Source organism: Anaerostipes butyraticus (assembly GCF_016586355.1).
GTDB lineage: Bacteria > Bacillota > Clostridia > Lachnospirales > Lachnospiraceae > Anaerostipes > Anaerostipes butyraticus.
Genome location: NZ_BLYI01000030.1, coordinates 1 through 22,465, shown reverse-complemented (window position 1 = coordinate 22,465; position 22,465 = coordinate 1). Strand labels below are relative to the sequence as shown.

General features: G+C 40.4%; 22 protein-coding genes and 1 tRNA gene. 6 read left to right on the top strand and 17 right to left on the bottom strand.

All coding sequences use genetic code 11. The features are described from left to right. Positions 1-85 precede the first annotated feature (85 nt). Positions 86-754: an epoxyqueuosine reductase QueH gene (locus tag JMF81_RS07170; protein WP_201310773.1), complete on the bottom strand. Its 669-nt coding sequence runs from the start codon at positions 752-754 to the stop codon at positions 86-88. Beyond that, on the bottom strand, positions 747-1,076 hold the full coding sequence (locus JMF81_RS07165) for a hypothetical protein (RefSeq protein WP_201310772.1): 330 nt from the start codon (positions 1,074-1,076) through the stop codon (positions 747-749). The genes JMF81_RS07170 and JMF81_RS07165 overlap by 8 nt, the downstream gene beginning before the upstream one ends. A 95-nt stretch (positions 1,077-1,171) precedes the next feature. Between JMF81_RS07165 and JMF81_RS07160 the strand changes: the two genes are divergently transcribed. The 4 genes from JMF81_RS07160 to JMF81_RS16785 all read left to right on the top strand — a co-directional run bounded on the left by JMF81_RS07160 (position 1,172) and on the right by JMF81_RS16785 (position 2,160). After that, positions 1,172-1,245 (top strand) — tRNA-Pro (locus JMF81_RS07160). A 42-nt stretch (positions 1,246-1,287) separates the two neighbouring features. Beyond that, a complete protein-coding gene (locus tag JMF81_RS07155; RefSeq protein ID WP_201310771.1) occupies positions 1,288-1,479 on the top strand; it encodes a hypothetical protein in 192 nt (63 codons plus the stop codon). 74 nt (positions 1,480-1,553) lie between these two features. After that, entirely contained in the window at positions 1,554-1,862 is a 309-nt protein-coding gene (locus JMF81_RS07150; RefSeq protein ID WP_201310770.1) for a helix-turn-helix transcriptional regulator, read from the top strand. Further along, positions 1,807-2,160: a sporulation initiation factor Spo0A C-terminal domain-containing protein gene (locus JMF81_RS16785; protein ID WP_201310769.1), complete on the top strand. Its 354-nt coding sequence runs from the start codon at positions 1,807-1,809 to the stop codon at positions 2,158-2,160. The genes JMF81_RS07150 and JMF81_RS16785 overlap by 56 nt, the downstream gene beginning before the upstream one ends. Positions 2,161-2,203: 43 nt before the next feature. On the opposite strand, the gene JMF81_RS07140 is transcribed toward JMF81_RS16785, so the two are convergent. Genes JMF81_RS07140 through JMF81_RS07115 form a run of 6 tightly spaced genes read right to left on the bottom strand, consistent with a single transcriptional unit; the run spans position 2,204 to position 10,914 of the window. Continuing rightward, entirely contained in the window at positions 2,204-3,730 is a 1,527-nt protein-coding gene (locus tag JMF81_RS07140) for a polysialyltransferase family glycosyltransferase (protein WP_201310768.1), read from the bottom strand. Beyond that, a complete protein-coding gene (locus JMF81_RS07135) occupies positions 3,731-5,623 on the bottom strand; it encodes an HAD family hydrolase (RefSeq protein ID WP_201310767.1) in 1,893 nt (630 codons plus the stop codon). A gap of 43 nt (positions 5,624-5,666) precedes the next feature. Further along, entirely contained in the window at positions 5,667-7,286 is a 1,620-nt protein-coding gene (locus tag JMF81_RS07130) for an aldolase catalytic domain-containing protein (RefSeq protein WP_201310766.1), read from the bottom strand. Then, complete coding sequence (locus JMF81_RS07125; RefSeq protein ID WP_201310765.1) at positions 7,279-7,950, bottom strand: acylneuraminate cytidylyltransferase family protein; 672 nt, start codon at positions 7,948-7,950, stop codon at positions 7,279-7,281. Before JMF81_RS07125 ends, JMF81_RS07130 begins: the two co-directional genes overlap by 8 nt. Beyond that, positions 7,910-9,601, bottom strand: coding sequence for a glycosyltransferase family 52 (locus tag JMF81_RS07120; protein ID WP_201310764.1), 1,692 nt, complete (start codon positions 9,599-9,601; stop codon positions 7,910-7,912). Before JMF81_RS07120 ends, JMF81_RS07125 begins: the two co-directional genes overlap by 41 nt. Continuing rightward, positions 9,598-10,914 carry a hypothetical protein gene (locus JMF81_RS07115; RefSeq protein ID WP_201310763.1) on the bottom strand — a complete coding sequence of 439 codons (1,317 nt, stop codon included), beginning with the start codon at positions 10,912-10,914 and terminating at the stop codon, positions 9,598-9,600. The genes JMF81_RS07120 and JMF81_RS07115 overlap by 4 nt, the downstream gene beginning before the upstream one ends. 257 nt (positions 10,915-11,171) lie before the next feature. On the opposite strand from JMF81_RS07115, the gene htpG reads away from it, so the two are divergent. Next, entirely contained in the window at positions 11,172-13,169 is a 1,998-nt protein-coding gene (gene htpG, locus JMF81_RS07110; RefSeq protein ID WP_201310762.1) for a molecular chaperone HtpG, read from the top strand. A 58-nt stretch (positions 13,170-13,227) separates the two neighbouring features. On the opposite strand, the gene JMF81_RS07105 is transcribed toward htpG, so the two are convergent. After that, positions 13,228-14,136 (bottom strand): LysR family transcriptional regulator, encoded by a 909-nt coding sequence (locus tag JMF81_RS07105; protein ID WP_243282575.1) that lies wholly within the window; start codon positions 14,134-14,136, stop codon positions 13,228-13,230. A 133-nt stretch (positions 14,137-14,269) separates the two neighbouring features. Between JMF81_RS07105 and JMF81_RS07100 the strand changes: the two genes are divergently transcribed. After that, positions 14,270-14,980, top strand: a complete 711-nt coding sequence (locus JMF81_RS07100; RefSeq protein WP_201310760.1) for a YoaK family protein — start codon at positions 14,270-14,272, stop codon at positions 14,978-14,980. Between the two features lie 26 nt (positions 14,981-15,006). Here the strand turns inward: JMF81_RS07100 and JMF81_RS07095 are convergent, their stop codons facing one another. The 8 genes from JMF81_RS07095 to JMF81_RS07065 all read right to left on the bottom strand — a co-directional run bounded on the left by JMF81_RS07095 (position 15,007) and on the right by JMF81_RS07065 (position 22,304). Further along, entirely contained in the window at positions 15,007-15,228 is a 222-nt protein-coding gene (locus JMF81_RS07095) for a flavodoxin (protein WP_279323886.1), read from the bottom strand. 103 nt (positions 15,229-15,331) lie between these two features. Continuing rightward, positions 15,332-16,201: a DUF6262 family protein gene (locus JMF81_RS16380; RefSeq protein ID WP_243282570.1), complete on the bottom strand. Its 870-nt coding sequence runs from the start codon at positions 16,199-16,201 to the stop codon at positions 15,332-15,334. 198 nt (positions 16,202-16,399) lie between these two features. Next, positions 16,400-17,113, bottom strand: a complete 714-nt coding sequence (locus tag JMF81_RS16375) for a site-specific integrase (RefSeq protein WP_243282569.1) — start codon at positions 17,111-17,113, stop codon at positions 16,400-16,402. 434 nt (positions 17,114-17,547) lie between these two features. After that, positions 17,548-19,371: an AAA family ATPase gene (locus JMF81_RS07085; protein ID WP_201310758.1), complete on the bottom strand. Its 1,824-nt coding sequence runs from the start codon at positions 19,369-19,371 to the stop codon at positions 17,548-17,550. A gap of 34 nt (positions 19,372-19,405) precedes the next feature. Further along, positions 19,406-19,864: an ABC-three component system middle component 2 gene (locus tag JMF81_RS07080; protein WP_201310757.1), complete on the bottom strand. Its 459-nt coding sequence runs from the start codon at positions 19,862-19,864 to the stop codon at positions 19,406-19,408. Beyond that, entirely contained in the window at positions 19,851-20,942 is a 1,092-nt protein-coding gene (locus JMF81_RS07075; RefSeq protein WP_201310756.1) for an ABC-three component system protein, read from the bottom strand. The genes JMF81_RS07080 and JMF81_RS07075 overlap by 14 nt, the downstream gene beginning before the upstream one ends. 192 nt (positions 20,943-21,134) lie before the next feature. After that, positions 21,135-21,806, bottom strand: a complete 672-nt coding sequence (locus JMF81_RS07070) for a flavodoxin (RefSeq protein WP_201310755.1) — start codon at positions 21,804-21,806, stop codon at positions 21,135-21,137. Between the two features lie 111 nt (positions 21,807-21,917). Further along, a complete protein-coding gene (locus JMF81_RS07065) occupies positions 21,918-22,304 on the bottom strand; it encodes a flavodoxin (protein ID WP_201310754.1) in 387 nt (128 codons plus the stop codon). Between the last annotated feature and the right edge of the window lie 161 nt (positions 22,305-22,465).

Here is a 22,465-nt window from a genome sequence, read left to right as displayed (position 1 = left end):
AGAAATATTTCTCTACAAATTGTAAAAATTTTACCACATTCTAAACATTTACGCAAGTACTTTTTCCGATTTTTTTCGCACCTGCTCATTTATTTTTTTCAATTTGTTTTTCCGTCTGGCTCTCTTGTGTATTTTTCTTCTGCCGCTCCCGGCTTTCATTTTTTGAAAAAACACAGCCGCAGAAATTCTGACGGTACAGAGAATATTCCTTCGAAAGCTGGATGGATCTCTGATAACCACCCTTTTTCTTAAAGTCCGACGGCAGAAATGCCACTCCGTACTCCTGCCCTGCTTTCTCGCCGATTTCATTTAACCACTGAGCATTTTTCAGCGGACTGATCGTCAGAGTCGTTGTAAAATAGTCAAATTTCTCTGCCGACGCTAACTTCGCCGTTTCCCTGAGTCTCAGCTGATAACACAGATAGCATCGCTTTCCGCCTTCCGGTTCTTTCTCAAAGCCGCGGACAGCCTGATAAAAAACCTGCGGATTATATCTGCCGTCGATTACGCTGATCTCTCCGAGTTTCATCTCCCGGATCAGCCTTTTCTGCTCTTCTACCCTTTTTTCGTATTCCTTTGCGGAATCTATATTAGGATTGTAGTAAAAGACCGTGATCCGGAAATACCGGGATAAATATTCCAGCACATAGCTGCTGCACGGCGCACAGCAGCTGTGCAGCAGAAGCCTTGGCCTTCGGTCTGCCTCCTGCTCAATGATCTGATCCAGTTTTTTTTGATAATTTATTTTATTCATTTCCTTGTTCCTGCTGCGGCAGATTCCGGCAGATTCTTGTCTCTGACTTTTCATCAAAGAAAAAGTTCCGGTTCTGCCCGCCTTTCATACATTTCTTCCAGTTCCTTCTTATGATAAAGACAGCCTTCATCCTCATAAGAGTTCCAAAGATTACTATATCATCTTCTGTAAATTCCGGATACCCTTTTCTTGCATCCGGCAGCGTAAAATCATATACAATCTTTTTTCTGTTCAGATTCTCGGCAAGGCGGCCAGCCAGAAACTCCGTTACCTTTTTTGTCGTATCGGTTCCGCTGAAATACATGCTGTAAACTTGTTTCATTACCGTCCTCCTTTTCCTTATTGTAACACTATTTCAAATTTTTTTAAATTTCCTCTTTACAAATGAGTGGAAAAGGAGCTATAATAGCAAATGCACGGGGCGTGGCTCAGCTTGGTAGAGCGCGTGGTTCGGGACTACGAGGTCGCAGGTTCAAATCCTGTCGCCCCGATTTATAACAGGACATCAGCAATTATGCTGGTGTCCTTATTTTTTGCGTGAAATGGCGGTTTTGCGTGGTTTCTCAACCGGCGGAGAAGTTTTTTACAGCTTCTTTGCCTTTTTTATTTTCTTTTTATGGTTTCTCATTTCCCAGATCTTTTTACAAAACTTCCCTTATTTTTCTTCCCTCATTGCCCTCTTTCCGGCTTTTCAAAATAGAAAGGAAAACCCTCCTGCATCCTGAAGTGCACCTCATGGTAACTTTTGTTATTTAAAGGTAAAATTTCCCTGTACTCGTCGAATAAAGGAGGATTATGAATGGATGATTATAAACATTTGCTTCAGGATTTTCTTAGGCATCAGATCCAGGATTATCGTCACCAGAATCATCTGACACAAGAGAATATGGCAGAAGCCCTCCACGTATCGCCAAGATCTTATTTTGATCAGGAACACGGACGGTACGGTTTTTCCGCTATGTCTCTGGTATTCTTTATCCTTCTTCTTTCAGAGGAAGATCTGTTGGAATTTTTTAAAGATTTAAGATTTGTTTTAGAAGGGAGTGAGCCTAATGCCTTGCATTGCCAGTACCCGGCGACTACTTTTCATGCTGGGCGGAACCCCTAACTACGCTGGTTTCCGATACGTAATTTACGGCCTCAAGCTGCTGTCAGAAAACAATGAAATGAGACTCCAGCTCGTCACAAAATGGCTGTATCCAGACATTGCAAAACATTATCAAACCGAATGGAAAACTGTAGAACGTGATATAAGAACTCTGATCGGAGTCATATGGAAGAGGAATCCCATCCTGCTTCAATACATTGCAGGATATCCGATGAACCATAAACCTACGGTCAGTCAGTTTTTTGGAATCTTGTGGGAATATCTTTCTTCCTCCTACCCCAAAACTTTAATTCTTTGATCTTTCAAAAAAAGAAGCGGTCCCGCCGCTTCAATTTTTTATTTCATTTCTGATTTAACTTCCGTTCCAGCTCCTTTTTTTCCTTCAGCAGTTCTTCGATCCTCTGATTGGCTGCATTCAGCATTCCTTCCAGAGCACGGCACTGAGCCTGATATTTTTCCGGAGTCATTGATACTTCTTTCTTTGAATAATTCAATTGTTTTTTCACCTCGGTTTTCTTTAATGCTTCCAGGACCTGCAGCTGTCTGGAATAAATATATATGTAGTGAAATCCTTTCCAGCCGCTTTCCATATCGGTTATACAAACTGCGGCAGGCCACAGATGATCGGTCTCCTCAAACATCCATTCCGGAATCTGATTCTTTCCTTCTTCGTTCAGATAGATCACAAGATCTTCCGCTGGTTTTTCTCCTCTCTGGCTGGTTACAAGAACCTTCAGATTACCGCCTTCCGCAATATCCGGCATCACTGCCTTAAAAAGCCTTGGACATTTCCCTTCATAGCGGATACTTTCAGCTTCTCTGATCCCCTGATCCAGAATCTGCCCTACGGCATAATACCAGTTTATATTTTCATAATGATCTTCCAGAGAAGAATCCAGACAGATGATATTTTCCATGTAAGGTTCCAGTCCGAAAATCGAAGTGGAAGATACTGTGATCCCTGTTTTGAATTTTCCATTGCTGGTGTAAGGCAGCAGTTCCGATGGCATAAAACGCGGAAGAGTCACTGCATCCGGATACCAGTCCCCATACAGCCCCTGCCAGTCACTGGGATGTGGCTTCACATACAGCATGCTCTCCAGCGCAAAATAATCCAGCATCAGATCATACAGTTCTTTTTCCTGCCGCACCGTTAAAAATCCCATATTTACAAACTGCTGCGTCAGCAAAAGTACAGAATCGGAACCTTCCATGGAAGAAACTTCAGGCACCTGAAAGATATCTTTTACCAGACCAAGTTCTTGTTCTTCCATTCCCGCCAGTATATGTTTCACAGAAAAATCTTCACAATTTTCCCGGTCAAATTCTCCTTCCTGAGAAGAAAATTCAATATATTTTTTTGTGATTCCTTCATAATCTCCCATACAATGACATTTTGCCGCCATATCATACTGAAACGGGTTGAGTCTGGCCAGATTTTCCAGCAAAAGATACTTTCTCGTATAAACGCCGCATCCCTCCTCAAAAAAATTATAATTCTTTTTGCGGCGGATCAGCCAGATTCCCAGGGCATACTGGTCTCCGCAGATATTATACTCCGTGATTTCTTCCGGATTAAATGGAAAGTCTTTTTCTGTCTTTTTGCAGAGATCCTCTATGAAATAATCCAGCTTTTCTTCTGTCTTGTTTCTCTGGTATTCCTTTTTATAAGGAAGCATCCTTCCTTTATCCGGAAAAAGTTCCGCTTTCTGAAAAATCCCGCTTTTTCGAATAGAGGCTGTCAGTTTTCCGCACTCCGGATGGGTGTCGGAAAGGAACAGCTGCGCTTCTTCTTTCGGGTGACAGGTCATCTTGTGAAGGATGCAGCACAGCATATGATAGCTGGTGACTCCGTAATATAAGATCATCTATACTCCCTCCTTTCTGCACATGTCCAGGAATGTATCCATATCCCGTTTGCCTTCCAGTCCGCCGACATACTTATTATATACATAGCCCCCGAAAGCTTTCTTGATCACAGATTCAAACCGCCGCTCCATCGCGAAGCGGATCGGCCAATATGCGTCCAGCGCCGGAATTTCCCAAAACAGCGGGCTGTCTCCATGATACTTTTTATAATCCTTTACGAAATCCAGTACTCCCTGGTGGACATTTTCCGTAATTTCATAATTTTCCTGTTCCGGATATTCAAACCGGATTTTATAGCTTTCATCATCTCCTTTTTGGAAACTGGTGACAGACGGATGCGGAGCTGATGTGATGAACTCTATACAGGTATTATGAATCAGATTTTTATTGTAATGGAATCGCGCCAGATGATCATTATGCTGCGGTGAAAACAGATACGTTCTGATCGATCCATCTTTGATCAGAGGAATCGTATTGTTGAACTTATATTTGCATGATCCCATCATCATACCGGTCACTTCGCAGTCTTCCTCCCATTTTTTCTCTATCATATATTTTATGGCGGCCGGACAGGTTCCTCTCCATCCGGTATCAACTGCCGCCACACGATGACAGCCTGCAAGAATCGGTTTCATATACTGATGGAATGCCTGAGCGGAAGATTCATATACTCCGCAGACATGTTCCCATCTGTCCAGGAGCATTTCTTTCACCTGTTCTGCCTTTTCCTTTGTATCAACAATATCCCCTGTATGAATTCCGTCTTTTTCCAGCATTGGCAGAATGCTCTCAAGTTCCATGGAAACCAGGATATCCCGGATCGTATATGGTTTCTCTGAATCCACTCTTCGCTCCACGAACTGCCGGAATAATTCATACCGGTTATAGTCACAGGTCATCTTCAATGCCGCGTTTCTGGACAGATAAACATACTCTGATGGAATATCATCGTACAGATCATCGTAAACCTGTTTCATGATCCATCCATCTCTGGCAATGAAAAGGACTTTATCCATATGCTCTTCCTTTGCCTGACGGTGGATCCACTGAACATAGCCAAGGATCAGGATCCCTCCATTGATGTACCCATACTGATAAGCAAGATCTCTTTCTTTTTCTGATTCAAAAGCCCCGGAATGCATCTTAATATTGACCACTGCCCGATATGCGCTTCCAATACAGGAAGACATCAGAGACGGACGGTATTTTTTCCCTCTTGTGTGGATATCTTCATAAAATTCAGAAACCCATCCCTGTTTTTCAGCCATTTCCACATCTACCGTCGGATTGTCTCCCACATGGATCACACTCCTGCCGTTTAAATATTCCTCAGAAATTTTCTGATACAGTTTTCCGGATCTCTTGCCAAACCCATAATCACAGGACACAAACAGACGGTCATATCCTTCGTATCCACAGGCTGACAGGAGTTTTTTCATCCATTGTTTTGAAAAATACATATCCGAAACGATAATGATCGTTTTCCCATAGTTTTTCAGGAGATCAAAGACTTCTTTCATATACGGATTTGGAATGCAGTATTTCAATTCCGCCCTGAATTCCGCTTCAATTCCTTCTTTGGCGTTGACGCCGCAGTACTTTTCCATGGCTTCATAAATTTCCTCAAACGTAACTTCCCTGCTCCCGGTCTCTGCCTCTTTCCCGTCCCTTAACCTCAGTTCCATTTCACGCCGCATAGTCGTGTAATTCAGCATGCCCAGCTCCTGTCCCACAGACATAAATACATCGGTAGGCTTGGACAGGGTCCGAAGGATCAGCGTATCAAAAATGTCAAAAGAAATCACATCGTATTCCAGAAGTCTTCTGGCCAGAACCGTTGGCTTCACTCTGCCGGATCGTTCCGCAGATACAATTTCTTTTTTTTGTTCCATACCGAGAATCTTCCTGCCTATGGTCTTTATTTTATTTTTTACTTTACTCTTGAATTGACTGTACATCGTTTCTGCTCCTATCATACATGGATTCTGTCAGGTAATGGACCTGCATATGGGATTCGATCCTTTCCATATATTTTTGTATATGTTTGTTGATCTGTCTTAATTTCTCCCGGTCTGTGTTATTGATCAGGTTCCGGGCATAATAGTTTCTCTCTACATTAGTATGGTATCCATCAAAACCTGCCACATGGATCTCATCGATTCCCATCTTCTGCAAAAGATTAAACAGCATCAGACAGGCATTATCAGAAATCATCGTATCTGACATGGTAAGTTCTGAATAATTGACAATGTATTTTATGGATTTTCCTGCGTCAATGTTGGAAGTAACCACTGCCGGAGACGGAAGATTTTTCATTCCATACTCTTTTTTTATCTGATGAAACCGCTTTTGATTGCTGATAAACAGCAGATCCGGCACAATATAATCCGGCATGCTGTTGACACAAATAATAAAGGGGTTTTCCTGCCGGATATACTCCTGGATCTCTTCTTTTTCATCCAGTATGCTTTTTCCCGGAGCAGTGATCAGGATTTCTTTTCCATCCATCATCTTTCTCAGTGCTTTTATCGTTTCTGTATCATCAATTTCATTTTCCTGAAATTTCTGATACAGGGAATTAATCAGCTTTTCATTGTATAAAGCCCTCTCTTCCTCCGGAATCTCTTTCAGCACCTGATAGATCCGCTTGATGTTCAGGGTCTGCTTATTCATCAGAAATCCCACATAATTCGGATGGCAGTTATTGGTTGCCGCCAGAAAATATCCGGCATTATATCCCCATGGATGGATGTATGAAATCGGACTGATGTACTCATCTACCAGTTCGATCAGCAGTTCCGTATGATAGCGGTATTCTATATTTTCATTGATATACTGCGTCAGAATCTCTGTACAGAGATTTCCTGCTCCTCTTCCCATCCCAAGGATGGAAGCGTCAATAAAAAGCTTTCTTTTTCCGCAGCTTGCGATCAGTTCCTGTGCATTGGAAAAAGCCAGCTGAAGATTATTATGGGAATGATATCCTATGGCAATCTCCTCATCCAGATTATCATCCACCAGATAGAATAACTTTAACAGCTGTTTTGCGTATAATTTCCCTAATGTATCCACCAGGTAAAAGGCAAACGGCTTCATTTCATTGATTCGTTCTACCAGAGCCAGAATCTCCGCATCCGTATAAGTCGTTGTCCCCACTGGCTGCATAAACACTTCATATCCTTTATCCATCAGCGCATATCCGAGGGAAAACGCCTCATCCATTTCTTTCTTATGGAAAGTGATCCGGATTCCATCAATGGAATCTTTGGTCCTTGGCGAAATTTTAGATGCGGAAATGGTACCTGTAACGATCATGCCTACATACATGGAATGCTTTTTCTTTGGGGTAATAAACGGCGTTATCTGCTCGATCCGGCTGAACACAGAGCGTTCCCTGTCGTATTCTGTATCTCGTATAAATCCGCATTCGATAATGTCAATATGCGCTTTTCCTAATTTGGAAATCATCGTCTTGATCGTCCGGCTGGAAAAATTAAAATCATTGACATATCCGCCGTCCCGCAGTGTACAGTCCAATACAGAAACTCTATTCATAAACCTTTTCTCCTTTTCTCATACAGTAATTGTAAATGGCATCTGCGATCACAAAATCTTCCGGATTATTGATGTCTACCGCTTCCTTCCAGTCTGCCTCAAGAAGCATCGGCTTCTCTCCGATCCTGCGGTTTTCTTCCAGGATCAGCCGGCTCTCATAAATATAAAGTCCGGTAGTTTCCCGGTACAAAGGCTTAAGATCCTGGGTTCTTGGAATTTCTTTCGTATCATAATTCCATGGTTTTCCATCCATCCAGAAGAAATCCTGCTGACGAAATACAGTGAGAGCGGAGTCGTACTCACCAGATTGTACCGCCTGCACGCCTCTGGAAATCGTTTCCGCCTTGACAAAAGGCGCCGTGGCATGAGCAAGGACATAGAGATCAGCCGGCACATCTTCTGCAAATGCCCGCAGTACCTCATTGATCTTTACCTGACTTCCATCCAGGGCAGGATCTCTTTTTAAAAACTTTATTCCTTTCGGAAGATAGAGAAGGATGGCAGGATCCGAACAATATACATAAATTTCATCGATCTCTTTTACCTTTTTCAGTGTCTCCAGGATATATTTGCAAAGAGGCTTTCCATGAGTAAATGGTTTCGTATTTTTACCCGGCAGTCTCTCATTCTTCAATTTCATTGGTACAAATGCGATGGTTTTCATCAGTTTCTTCCTCCTTCTTTAACACAGAGCAAAGCTGACGGACTGCTTCCACATCTCCCATGGATACCTTCCTTCTGCGCTTCGGCAGAAGCAGCATTCCGTTTTCTTTCCCTGTTTTATGACTCATCCACAAAATCTCTGCCATAACTTTTCCATATTCTTTTTCTTGTCTTGTTTCATTTCCCGCAGTCATCACAAGACCCGTTCTTGGAAACTCTTTCCGAAACCGAAAGTTCTCCGCCGCTTTTCTGATTTCCGGATCCCCGGCCTCTGCCAGGATAACTGCCTCGCTGGCTTTCCCTAGACTTTTTCGGGAAACAGTTTTTACGGATACCCCCAAAAAGGCAAGTCTCTGAAAAACACCGGGATCTGTGTCTGCGAATTTGAAATCCCAGGCGGTATTCAGATACAAAATCAAATCCGCCTCTGGTATCCTGTCCGGTATCTCGTCTGCTACCACCACTTTGTAATGTCCTTGTTTTCCTGCCTCCGGCACCGTAAATCCCAGTATATCCCGGCACAGAGGATCCAGCAGTTCTCTTAAGCATCCTGCTGCTGTAATTTCTTCTTTTTTCAATTCCGGAAACAATGATTTTACCGCCTGGACTGCCACCACATATCCAAAGACCGAATCCAGCTTGTTTTCAAATCCTTCTTCCAGTTTTATGATCTCCTCCGTATTTTTTTCCAGAGCATCAATTGCCGTAGAGCCAATCGTAATGATCTTGCGGAATTTTCCATCATACAGGAAAGGCAGAAGCTCTGACGGAAAATGTTTGTCCAGAACAACCGCATCCGGAAACAGATCCCGGTATCTTCCGGAAAAATCTCTTGGATGCGGCTTAATGACCACCAGATGGTCTTCTGCAAATAAATCCAGTATCATGGCGGAAAGATAATGATGATTTTGTATGGTGGGTTTTTGAAGATATCTCACATACCGGGTCAGATAAAGCACCGGCCCCTTCTTTGTCCGGGGCAGTTCCAGCTTTTTGGCATGAAACATCTTCAGAAGTCTTTTTTTATCTTCTTCTTTCAATCCGGCGAACAAAGTGATCACATTAAAATCTTCCATTTTTTCATCGTAAAATCCTGGCACCTGCGCGCTGGAGTTAGCATACCGTTTCGTCACATAACGGCTGTTTCCCAGGGCATGGAGACGTTTTGTCACTGCGTAGGAAGCATACTGGGATTTTTTATGAAATTCCATCTGCACCCGTTCTCTGGACAGCAGTCCGTTTCCATCCTCAAAATACTGATACGGAATTTTCTTTGACAGCAGATACAGACCAAAATGTCTGTGATCGATCGCTGTATTAAATTCTGCAGCCTCGCTGATATCCAGCTGGTTCTGTTCCATCCACTCTTCGATCCACTGTTCATTCCATGCGATATAACGATCGATTTCTTCTGCCGGGGATGTTTCTTTCAGCACATATGGATTGCTGTAAGCCCCTTCAATATAATGAAGAATCAGGGTGCGGGAAAAAATTTCCGACTTATCAATATCTGCTTTCAGCTCTTCCATCCCGCTTTTAGAAAAAATATTATCGCAGATTATCAGCACCGCTTCTTCCTCAGGATGATAGATCAGTTTGTGCAGACTGAAGCATAAAATATGATAAATCGAAGCTCCTATATATAAAATCATTTTTTCCTTATCCTCCGATACATGCTTTTTAGCAGCCGCACGCCCCATTTCGCCGTCCTGGACTGAATCAATGCCTGGAACGGTTCCATATGCCGGCGTTTTCTTTCTTCCTCGTTAAAAGCATACTTTAAGACCTTCTCAATCAGCTGCATATCTTTTGCCCCGCAGTCAAACTCAGGAAGATTTTCCTGCCTGCGGTACTCTTCAAACTGCATCACAAATTCCATGATGCCTCTCTGGATTTCCTGTCCGTTGCGCAGTTTCCGAATACTTACTTCCTCCTGTTCCCATACTGGAAGACCATTTTTGTAATATGTTACAGAGAAATTATTTTCTTTTGCCATACCGACTGCTTTTTTTACTGTTTTTCCATACTTTCTGATATTATCCTGTCCGAACAGATCACACAGGGTTAACACCCTGCATCCCCTCCGGCACAATGCCTCCAGCTCGTCTTTCCATTCCGGATCCAGAGAAAAATCCACGATCACCGCCTTGTCTTCTACCCTTTTCTCCAGATAACTTTTCAGTTCTTTGTCCCTCCTGGTCTGCTTCCATACATAAAGAGTTTCCATTTCTTCTTCCGGATGCAGCGCCGCATATGCCTGAAAGGCAGTGCTCGATGGAGCCGTAAAATAGATTCGCCCTGTCCCTTCTGCTTCTATCCTTTTCTTCAAAAAGCTGCAGAATGCGTAGATCAGGATTCCCTCAAAAGCATATCCGAAATGATATCCTCTGGATTCCTTCACCGTTCCATTCAGCAGCTGTTCGTTAATGAAATTTTCAAAAAACTGTTCTTCTTCTCCGTTTTTCTTCCCCAGATAATACCGTCCCGGATACTGTGACGGAGATGTATACAACAGAAAGTCTACGTGTTTCGCCACAGCAAACAGCTCGGCTTTATTGGAAATGATTCCATATTTTTTACCTTTTCCAAAAGATGCAGTCATCTCCTTAAAAAATCCAAAGCCACACTTCTTTTTTCCAAAAGCCGCTGGAAGAGCAATTTTCTCAATATACGGATATCCGCACTGCCGCAGGATTTTCTTATAATCCCCTTCTCTGCCATAACCGCCCTGGTCAAATGCAATAATCTCAATCTGATTATAATGAAGGGAATCTGCCGCCTGTTTCATAAAAGGATTTGCCCGGTAATGTCCTTTGGCGGTTTCAAAAATCAAAACATCTTTTACCGGTATGTATGCCTGATCCCGTCCCAGAAATGTCCTGATATAATCCACTTCATCATATCTGCCGTAATTCTTTGTTTCCCAAAGTTTTGCTTCCGGCTGCCATTCTGCTGTAAATTCCACTTCTTCTCCTTCTCCTTTTTTCCTGTGATTTCTTTATTATAAAAAAGATAGGTCAATCACATATCATATTCAGGTTAAATAGAGGTAAAACATTTCTAATATTTGTAAAATTCGATTTTGTTAGCACTCTTTTTGGATGAGTGCTAATTTTCTCTTGACTTTATGGAAAAATGGTTCTACAATACCTTTTATAGGAACATTGTCCTAGATCATGTAGAACAAAAAAAGAAAAAATTCATATAAAGGAGTGTAATCAAATGGCTGAAAAACGAGGAAATCTTTCTATTAACAGCGATAATATCTTTCCGATCATAAAAAAATGGCTGTATTCCGATCATGATATCTTCTTCCGTGAGCTCATCTCCAACGGATGTGACGCGATCACCAAATTAAACAAACTGGACATGATGGGAGAATACAACTATCCGGAAGGTCATAAAAATAAAGTAGAAGTTATCCTGGATCCGGAAAAGAAAACTCTGAAATTTACAGATACCGGTCTTGGTATGACTGCCGATGAAGTGGAAGAATACATTACCCAGATTGCTTTTTCCGGCGCAACAGAATTTCTGGAAAAATATAAAGATAAGACAGAGGGAGATCAGATCATTGGACATTTTGGTCTCGGTTTCTATTCTGCCTTCATGGTTGCCGATGAAGTTCATATTGATACTCTTTCTTATAAAGAAGGAGCTGAACCGGTTCACTGGGAATGTGACGGCGGTACCGAATATACTATGAAAACAGGTACAAAATCTGAAGTTGGAACAGAGATTACATTGTTCCTGAATGAAGAAAGCACGGAATTCACCAACGAATACCGCGCCAGAGAAATCATCGAAAAATACTGTTCTTTTATGCCAACGGAAATTTTCCTGTCTGTAGAAGGCAAAGAACAGGAATATGAGACCATCCCGGAAGAAGATCTGAAGGAAGATGACGTTGTTGTGGAACACATCCATGAGGATGCTAAGACAGAAGAACGTGAAAAAGAGGACGGTACAAAAGAAACCGTAGAAATTTCTCCGGCAAGAGAAATGGTCAAGATCAACAAACGGCCGGTTTCTTTAAGTGACACTCATCCGTTGTGGATGAAACGTCCAAACGACTGTACCGATGAGGAATACAAGGCATTCTATCACAAAGTCTTCCATGACTTTAAGGAGCCTCTGTTCTGGATTCATCTGAATATGGACTATCCGTTTAACTTAAAGGGAATCCTTTACTTCCCGCAGATCAATACAGAATATGATTCCATTGAAGGAACGATCAAATTATATAACAACCAGGTATTTATCGCGGACAACATCAAAGAAGTCATTCCGGAATTCCTGATGCTGTTAAAAGGCGTTATCGACTGCCCGGATCTTCCGCTGAATGTATCCAGAAGCGCACTGCAGAACGATGGATTCGTACAGAAGATCTCCAGCTACATCACAAAGAAAGTAGCAGATAAACTGACCGGTATGTGCAAAAACGACCGTGAGTCTTATGAAAAATACTGGGACGATATCAGCCCGTTCATCAAGTTCGGCTTTATCCGTGATCAGAAATTCGCAGAAAAGATCAAAGATTATCTTCTGTTCAAGAATATGGAACACAAATACGTTACTTTAAGCGATCTGGTGCCTGCGCCTGCCAGCGATGACGATGTGACAACCCTCTACTATATTACAGATGAAGTACAGCAGAGCCAGTACATCAATATGTTCAAAGAACAGGGCATGGACGCAGTAATTTTAAATCAGAACATTGATTCCGCGTTTATTACGCAGATTGAACAGCAGAACCAGCATATCAAATTCAAACGAATTGACGCCGATGTGGAAGAGGCTCTGAAAGAAAAGACCGACGAAAAAGAACTGGAAGATATTACAAAAGCTCTGACTGACTTATTCCGCAAAACTCTTGGAAAAGAAAACCTGGATGTTCATGTGGAAAAATTAAAGGATGAGAAAATTTCTTCTATTATTACGCTGTCCGAGGAAAGCAGACGTATGCAGGACATGATGAAGATGTACGGCATGCCTGGCATGGATCCGAACATGTTCGGAGGCGCTCAGGAATCTCTGACATTAAATGCCAATAACTCTTTGGTTCAGTATTTGTTTGAACACGGAGATGCTGATAATGCCAAGATCATCTGTGAGCAGCTCTATGACCTGGCAATGTTAAGCCATAAACCGCTGGAGCCGGAAGCTATGACAAAATTCATCGCCCGCAGCAACAAGATCATGGAAATGCTGACAAAATAATAAATACTTCTATATAGAACGAATCCCGAAAGATCCATAAACAGTCTTTCGGGATTTTTTATTCATAGGACGGCTGGCGTGATGTTTCCAGCACCCGGATTTCCGGCGTTTTTTCTGCCTGCCGTATGAATTCTTTTATGAAATCGGCAATCCATGACCGTTCTTTCTCATTCTGCTTCAGAATCCCGTAACAGGTTCTTGGCGCAGGACCGTCTTCCAAAGGCACTCTTCTGATCTTCCCTGTCTTCACCAGTTTCGCTGCTATGGTCGCAGGAACAATAGCCCATGTATGATCGAGACTCAGCATCCTTTCCAGAAGAGCCATATGATCCATGGTGATTCTTGTTTCTGCCGCAGGACCGAACCAGTAATCATGCCATCTTAAAAAAGTATTTCCCCAGGGGATATACACTTCATCCGATGCATCCAGGCTGGCAGAAACCAAAGGCCCTTTATAATCCGATGACACGGAGCAGACAAACGATAGATTTTCCTCAAATAATGGCACTGTACGTATCGTTCTTGAAAATCTCGGATTCATGATCAGCCCCAGATCGATCTCATGATTCTCCGCAGCCTCATATGCGGCATCTGATCGAAGAGTCGTCAGATGCAGTCTGCACTGACGATTCCTGGACAGAAAATCTGTACATACACTTGTCATCAGACTCTCATTCAGACTGTCTACATTGGAAACCCGGAGCAGCTCTTTCGCGTCCGACTGCCGGATCTTTTGTGTCTCAAAATAAAGATTCTCCCATTTCTCTGCTATCGGTATAAAATGCTTCCCCTCTTCCGTCAATCGGATATTTCTGACTCCTTTTCCCCTTACCATTAATTTTACGCCCAGTTCTTTTTCCAGTTTGGTCAGTCTGTGGCTTAATGCCGGCTGTGATACAAACAAAAGGTCTGCCGCTTTTGATAAAGACTCACAGGACACGATCGTAAGAAACGTATGAACATCCATATAATCCAAATTTCTCACCTTCTCTCACAAAATATAAATTATTTTTATATTATATAAGCAAAATATCAATTTTACAACATTCCTTCTGCGAACTATAATAGCAAAGAAAGAAAATTTGAAAGCAGGATAAAATATGAAATCAAATTTACAACGCTGGATTCATCTTAATATGGCTGTAATCGGAGGATTTCTCGGCGGGTTCGCGATTCTGAACCACCATGATCTTTTTGGTTCCGCCCAGACCTCCAATCTGATCTCTATTGCCATGGATACTGCCGGACACCCGGATTCCGACTGGCTGATCCGGATCATCGGACTTGCAGTCTATGCGGCTGCCCTGTCCCTGACCGTCATTCTCCCCAAATACACCAGGCTGCCTATGAAGCCTTTCAGCCTGGGAGTCGATGCCGCTGCCGTGCTGATCACCGGCCTGCTGCCATCTGATCTGAATGACTTCATTGCCCTGTATCCGCTGTTTTTTGCCATGGCGATTCAGTGGTGTTCTTTTTCCGGGGCTGACGGCTATACTGCATCCAGTATTTTTTCAACAAACAATCTCCGTCAGTTCATTACATCTCTGACGGAATATCTATGCAGCAAAGATCCGAAAGCTCTCCACAAGGGAGAATTTTTCGGCAAAGTGCTGGCTTTCTTCCATATTGGCGTTGTGATTTCCTATCTTTCATGCCGTCAGTTTGGACTGATCGGCGCATGGATCTGCTTCCTTCCGATCCTGACCGGATCTTTTCTTGTCTGGGCAGAATCCAACTGGGTGGCTCTGAAACATTTCCTTGGACACCTATACATTGCTTACCGCAGAACCGGAATGGTATCTGAATCCTAATTTCATATACATACAAACGGGGCCCCTTAAACGGCCCCTGTTTTTTGCAGCCACGGCTCAATGTCCGCGTCATCATTTGCTGTCAGTCCTTCTGCAATATTGGCATCTGGACACAGTTCGCTGAAGATGTGCAAACTGTTGTCAATCCTGTCACTGGCGCTGGTGCAGAATGGAACAAGAGTTTTCCCTGAAAAATCATAGGAATCCAGAAATGTTCCGATCATTGCCGGCACTTCATTCCACCAGATTGGGGTATAAAATCGGATAATTTATTAAAAACACTTGTTTTATAGCGTTTTAACACAATACACACTTTTTCAGCATTCTCATGCTTTCTGATAATCTGATCCCCTATTTCATTGTCAACCTTTCCAGTTTTCTTGTCAGCATTATATTCTCTTTTTTCAATCGTTCATTTTCTTCCAACAACTTTTTTATCTCATTCTGATAGATTTCCACCTGTTTCTCCATGCTTTTCTCACGAACTTCCCGCTTAATCTGCGCCAATTTACCTTGATCTATCTTTTCGCGCTCTTCCTCTAGCACAGACTTTACTTCTTCGTTCTTGTAAAAAAAGCCTCTGGACAGTCCTGTATTTTCTGAAACTTCAGACACTGATAGATCTTTCCCCGCTGAAGCAGCTCTACGTATTTCTTCTACAGCAAGTTCAATTTTTCTTCTGCTTTCCTGCCGATTAGCCTCATTCATCTTATCGTATTTTGCCATCAGTAAATTTCCTCCCAGGCTGCTTTCCATTTTTGCATAATACTCCATCGACTTTTTCACCAGTTCTTCATCCAGCAATCCGATATTTTTCTTTACAATTTCATCTGTTTGATAACCCATATAATCACGGATTACCTGAATCGAAGTGCCACTTCTATAAAATGCTTTACGCACTTCTTTTTGATAGCCATTACCTTTAAACACATACACATCCGTCAAAATACCGGACTTTCTGCATTGTTTCATAATCGCATTTTGAAATCTTTCAGCAGTAAACCTTTTGCCGTTATTCAGGAAAAGCAGGTTTTCCACAGATATGTGATTTCTATCCGAATATCTCAGAACAAGCCAATGCAAAATATCCGGAATTGGTATACTTCTGGCGGTATCCGGTACCTTCATCCAACTATTCTCATCTTTATAGTAAAAATCTGCATTTCTCAAAAGAAACAGTTGGCCCTTTTTTATACCTGTAGTAAGCAGAATGAGGCTCATAATCCGCAGATTCTCCAGAAATTCTCCAAGATGAGCTATCAGCAGATTCAATTTTTGATCCAGGTTATCAATTTCATTTACCCCCGGATAACTCTTCTTATAATACAGTGGAATCGGATTTGAAAACTTTCCAATATAATCTGTCACATGCAGATAATGTAAAAATGTTGAAATGATCTTCAGCTTATTATTATAACTCTAAGCTGTAATACGACTCATGGACAGGCTTTTTAAATATTCTTCCATAGAATTACGATCAATATCTGTTATGACCTTTCCACCATCTTCTAGAAATCTTAAAAATTCTTTAATATAGGTATGATGAATACGAATGGTTCCTAAATTTAAAGACGTAACTGTCAAAAGATATTTCAGGTATCTTTGCAGGCCCTGACGATTCTCATGAAAATGAATGTCTAAAAAGGAAAAACTCTCCACGGCATTACTACGGCTATATCTCTCTGATGAAATATTCAGTCTTTCCGTAAACCAGACGTTAGCCTCCCAGTCTATATTCTTAGATTCCAGAAACAACAACTTGCGGCAAAATAGGATGAATTTCTTTGGACTCAAACAGAGATTGCCATATTCCCGCTTAAGCATGAGAGAGTATTCCTGTTCCTGAGCTTTCTCCATTTTCATAATATCTTTCAATCCACTTTTTTCAGCATAGCAAAACAGGCACTTGAGTGGAAGCAAGTACCTGTTTCGTCTCTCTTCTCGATTTTTTATTGATTTTGCAATCTCGTTCAGAAGTAATTCTATCTGCATTTTAAGCTTTTCATCAAGAGCTTTGCTGAAATCCCAGTACAGTATTCTCTGGTCTGATTCTTTCTCAAAAGATCTGGCAACAGTACCGCTGAGATATTCCGGCAGATAGATTTCCTGATTAAGCGGAAGTTTTTTCTTCATATCTTTTCTCTGAGTAAAATCCTATTTTATAATCCATTGTCCTGATTTGCGGCTGCCAATACGCTCGACAAGCCCTTTTTCTCCAAAGAATCATCTTATAGGACATTTAATTAGTTGTTTATTAGGACATTTTGATCATTTAAAATGTCCTAATGCTCCAAAATGTGATACCATATCATTCATAGTATCCACAAACACTTTTATGAAATAATTTCCGTGTCGAATAAGTTTTGCACAAATGACCATATAAAATGATGTGATTAAGACATTTTTGCTTTTGAAATTGCAGCCAGACACCCTGTGTCAACTATGCTATCAGAAAGCATTTTTTCACGTAACACAAACTAACTCGATAGTATAAGACTTAGACCATCTTCTACAAGTTTTGTGGACTTATACACTTGTCCCCATATATACTTATTAATCTATTTGATTCATTCAGGTATAAATCCTTTCCTTCCAATCTTTGCTTCCCCAGAAAAATGCAAATAATTTATCTTTCCTTTCACTTCTTCATCCGGCTCTTCATTATCAAAAATTATTATCTGCTTTGAAGTCCCTTCATCTGCAAGCATTTTATAGAATTTTTCTTTTATACCTCGTCCTACACTCTCGTCATTTTCTCCATTTTTCTTATCCTTTTCCTTATATGTTGTCAACGGTGAATCTAAAACTACTACCCCTGGATGACACAAATCTCGTTCTAAGCAATAATTCATTATCCCCAACAAAAAAACAGAATTAATAATCGCTCTAGCTCCTTTTCCATAAGAAGCCTTTGGTTTACCATCTATTTCAAGATCATGGGTTCTATTATTAAACTCCACTTTTTCTTCTTTACCAATAAAATTACATTCTTTTAATAAAGCAGAAATCTCATTGCACAATCCCGTTAAATACGATTCTGCAACAGGCTCTATTTCATTTCCTTTATCTGCTTTTGTATTATCTATCTTATTTGTCAACTCAGATATTCTATCATTATATTTTTTAACTTTTTCACTATTTCTCAAAACAATATTTACCTGCTCTTGAATATCAAGTAATGCTTGAACTTCTGCAACTTTCTCTGAAATAATCGGCAACAATATAGCATTAAGTTCCTGAGATATTAACTCGCTCTTTAATGTTATGTCTTCAAGAGACCTTTCCTTTTCCTTTACTTCATTTTGCAGATCTAAAATCGTATCATCTAACTCTGAAATCTGGATTTGAATTTTTGTCCTTTCACTAGATAATGCAATAAAATAATCATTCGAACTTTCCGCGTCTTCTACCCGCATAGGGGAATGGCATATCGGACATTCAACATCAATCAACTGTTGTGTTAAATCATGTGCATCAAAAATAAATTCCAATCTTTCCAAATCAGACAAATAATTTTTCTTCAATAAATGGAATTTATCTATATTGTCATTTAATCTAAATATTTTTCTTCTTATTTCGCCGCTTTTACTTTGAAGTTGCTCATACTCAGTTTCATATTTTTTAACTTCTTCCTTTTTACAATCGATAAATTCGTTGATTTCCTTTATTTTTTCTACAATGTCCTGTCCATCTCTTATTTTATCCTGAACTTCTAAACCTGCATTTTCAGTTCTCAACTCATCTATCATGTAACTTAGTTCTTCAATTTGCCCTCTAAGTTTTGCTTTTATAATTTCAGGACTGACTTCTTTCTCTTTCTTTTCATAATCTCTACCAGAAATAACCGTTTGAAATGATGTCAATTCTGCCGTAGAAGAATTACTTCCTTTTGGATTTATTCTATAAATAGCTGAATGCTTTTCTGTTACCCGCAATTCTCCCATCATTATCATAGGAATAAACGATCTAAATGTAAAACTCTGAGTAGTTCCTTTTGCCTTTTTAGCTATCACCGTTTCATATGGGCAATCACACATATCTAATAGCTTTTTGGATAGACTTTTTTTTGCTTTATGTGATACTGACAACTTTTCAAAAGTGCCCTGTCTAATATCTTTGTACGCAGAATAGCAAATAAAAATTGATTTATAATTATCTTTTGAAAAATCGCGTTTTAAAGTAAAAACTTCCTGTTGACATGAATCTTTAATTTCTATAAATACAGTCTGATAACCTTTTGCTTCTGGTGGACATGATGGAACTTCACTTGAGCCCAAAATAAAATTTATACACTCAAATGCAAATGACTTTCCAGTATCCGAGGCTCCTGCAATAACATTTAATCCTTCATGAAAATCGATAACAGCATCCTGTTTTCCATCTCCTGTCAATATTAGCTTCTTTAATATCAATCTGCTATGCATTTTAGTCCCTTTCACTTTCAAATTGTCCGACCCATTTTCCGATATTGTTTCTTACATATTTTGTTATATCGTCATCTTGCATATCTCGGAAAAATTTGTCAACTTCTATAACACATTTCTTATACTTCAATGAATAGGTATTATCTAGCAATTCTATCAGACGATCTGCCAAGTTCGTATTTTTGTACTTAAATCCAGAAGCACTGTAAACAACTGTAAGCAAACCTTTGCTTATCAAATATGTTATCGCATTTTTAATAGTTTTTCTTTTTATGATGATTTCAGACGAATGATTAGGATTTGATGGATGTAGGCCCTCACACCCATCTATTAAATCATTAAGATGTAAAGAAAAGTAGTCATAATAGCTCAACCTTTCAACTGAACATGGTCCCTTTACGCTTCCCAACAATAGTAATATTCTGCACCCTATTTCTGCATTAGTATTATATATTTTCACTTATTTCACTCCATGTTAATCGATCCTCGTTTACAAGTTCGTGACACATTCCCGTCTTATCTTGTATAGTAACATTTTTTATTTCATCAGTACTAATAGATAATGTATTTGCCTGTTGTGTAGTGTTTTTCACTCGTTCTAACTCGCTATCATATTCACGCTCATATATATCCATTACACCATATTCTACCTGTTCTTTTAATTGTTCATAGCTTTCTTCATCAACTAATTCGTCTCTTACAAATCTTTTTAATGATTGTGCCGAGAAAAAACCTTCTCTCTGTCGTAAAAAATGTCTATAGAACCCTTGCTCCTGCTTTAGTTCCTCTTGCGTTTTAAATTCCTGTTTTGCTTCCTTAGAATATACCTGTAGCAATTGTCTAACATAAGGTAATTTCTTCTCTTCTGCCTGTAATGTTTCTGATGGCTTTTCAAATTTCGGACGTCTTTTTAAGCCTCCCCCAAAATGATATTTATACCACACCGAGCTACTAAAATCCTCTATCAACGTTATGGGGGATATATCTGAAACAATCGAAAAATCGAATTCTTCAATATACTTTTTTAGTTCATCTGTTAATTGTATCCCTTTTGAAATAATCTGTCCTTTCTTTCCGCATTTTTCATCCCATTCCTCAATCAATTTTAGGTTTATTTCTGAAGGATTCTCTATTAAACTTCTTAGCAAATTACCAATTCCATTACTTGCCACTATATAATATTTCCGCGGTACACTATATTCCCCTATAAACGTATAATAACACAACTTCCCGAATTCAATCATATAAACTGATGGTGACAATGGCTTATTATACCGCTTGCATTGATAAATATCAAATTTTTTCATATCCGAATCAATGTAAGCAACCAAATCTCTTCCAGAATCCCCAGATCCTCCCAGCAAAGCTACATTACTATACTTTTTTGAACTTCTTAAACAAGAATAGGCCCACTCTCCAACTACACGCTCAAATTCATCATCCCCCATATTTCTAAGTCTTAACAAAGGCTCTGTAGTATCAAATATACGGGATGCATCTTTCGGTTTTTTGGGAGTCAAAATTGGTCTTGTTTTCATATTCGTCATTCACCTTTTAAATCCATGTTATACTAATTGCTAAAAAGGTCAAATTTTCCATACAATGTCATTATACTCCAAAGCCTGCAAAGCTACAAGCATCTGACCATATCTACAAGACTTCTTCTTATTTGTCGTTTCTAAAAAAGCATGACCCGTTCCCGAATCATGCTTTTTTAATCACCTATTCAATTACAATCCCAGGCTGCCCACCCAAGCTACAACATCCTCTTCCGAAGCACTTGACCGGAATCTCTCCCCTTCTAACCAGTTACCTGATCCTGCCATTTCCTCTAATAATGTGCCACTGTCACCGATTCCAGAAGACGCCGATGTGCAGAATGGAATCACCGTTTTTCCAGTAAAATCATTATTCTCAATAAACTGATTTACCGGCCATGCAGCTACTTGCCACCAGATAGGATAACCCACAAAAATATTTTCGTACTCATCAAATCCTTCTACCGTCGCAGAAACCAGTTCCACATCTCTCAGACTTTCATCCGCATATTCCTGAGACACGCGACTGTTCTCATCATTATAATTCAAATCGTCGTCTGTATAAGGTTCTACCGGCTCTAGTTCAAATAAATCTCCTCCTGTAGCATCCGCAATATAGTTTGCCACTGCTTCTGTATTTCCTGTTGCGGAATAGTATACCACCAGCATTTTTCCATCTGATGTACCGCCGTCTGACGTATCCTCCGTATTCGCTTCTGTATCTGAACTTGTTTCATCTGCAGACTGATCTGACTGTGCCGTACTGTCACTCTGATCCTGAGTATCTTCTGAAGCACCACATCCACTCAGCAAACCTGCTGTCATAACACCTGCAATAAGTAATGATAATAATCTCTTTTTCATGCTTAGAGTCTCCTTTCACTCTTTCTTGATCTATATCATCGCTATACACAGTATGTCTTTCTATTTGTGTATAGCGTAGTTTTCTATCTCATTTTTCAAACGCTATACACTCTATACACGGGCAAAACCCTGCTCCAGTTTAGGATATCCCACAAAAATCGTATCATAATCTTCCACATTTTCCACATCCACTGTAATTTCCGGCCGGACGCCCTGATCGATCTCTTCTTTCGCTTCCGTCTGAAGATCCTGATAGTCTTCCTTTCGCTGAATCTGGGCAAGATCTCCATCCGTCAGATCCGCAATTTGTTTAACTGCTGCTTCTGTATTGCCGGTATGGGAATAATAAGCAACTAAAATATTTCCATCGGCTTTTACAGTATCATCTGCCGCGGTATCTGTTGAAGCGTCAGATGCGCCGGACGCTTCCGTTGTGTTTTCGCTCTGCGTTCCGGATGAACTGCCTCCCCCGCTGCAGGCAGTGAATAAAAATACCATGGACAATACCATCTGATATGCTCCCTTCTAGGTAGACAAGTGAAATAATAAAAACTTGTCACTTAGAAGGGAGTATTATTATGGCATATAAACATAAGTATTCCTACGAAGAAAAAGAGCATATTCTTATGGAATACCTCAATGGTACCCACGGCTTCAGG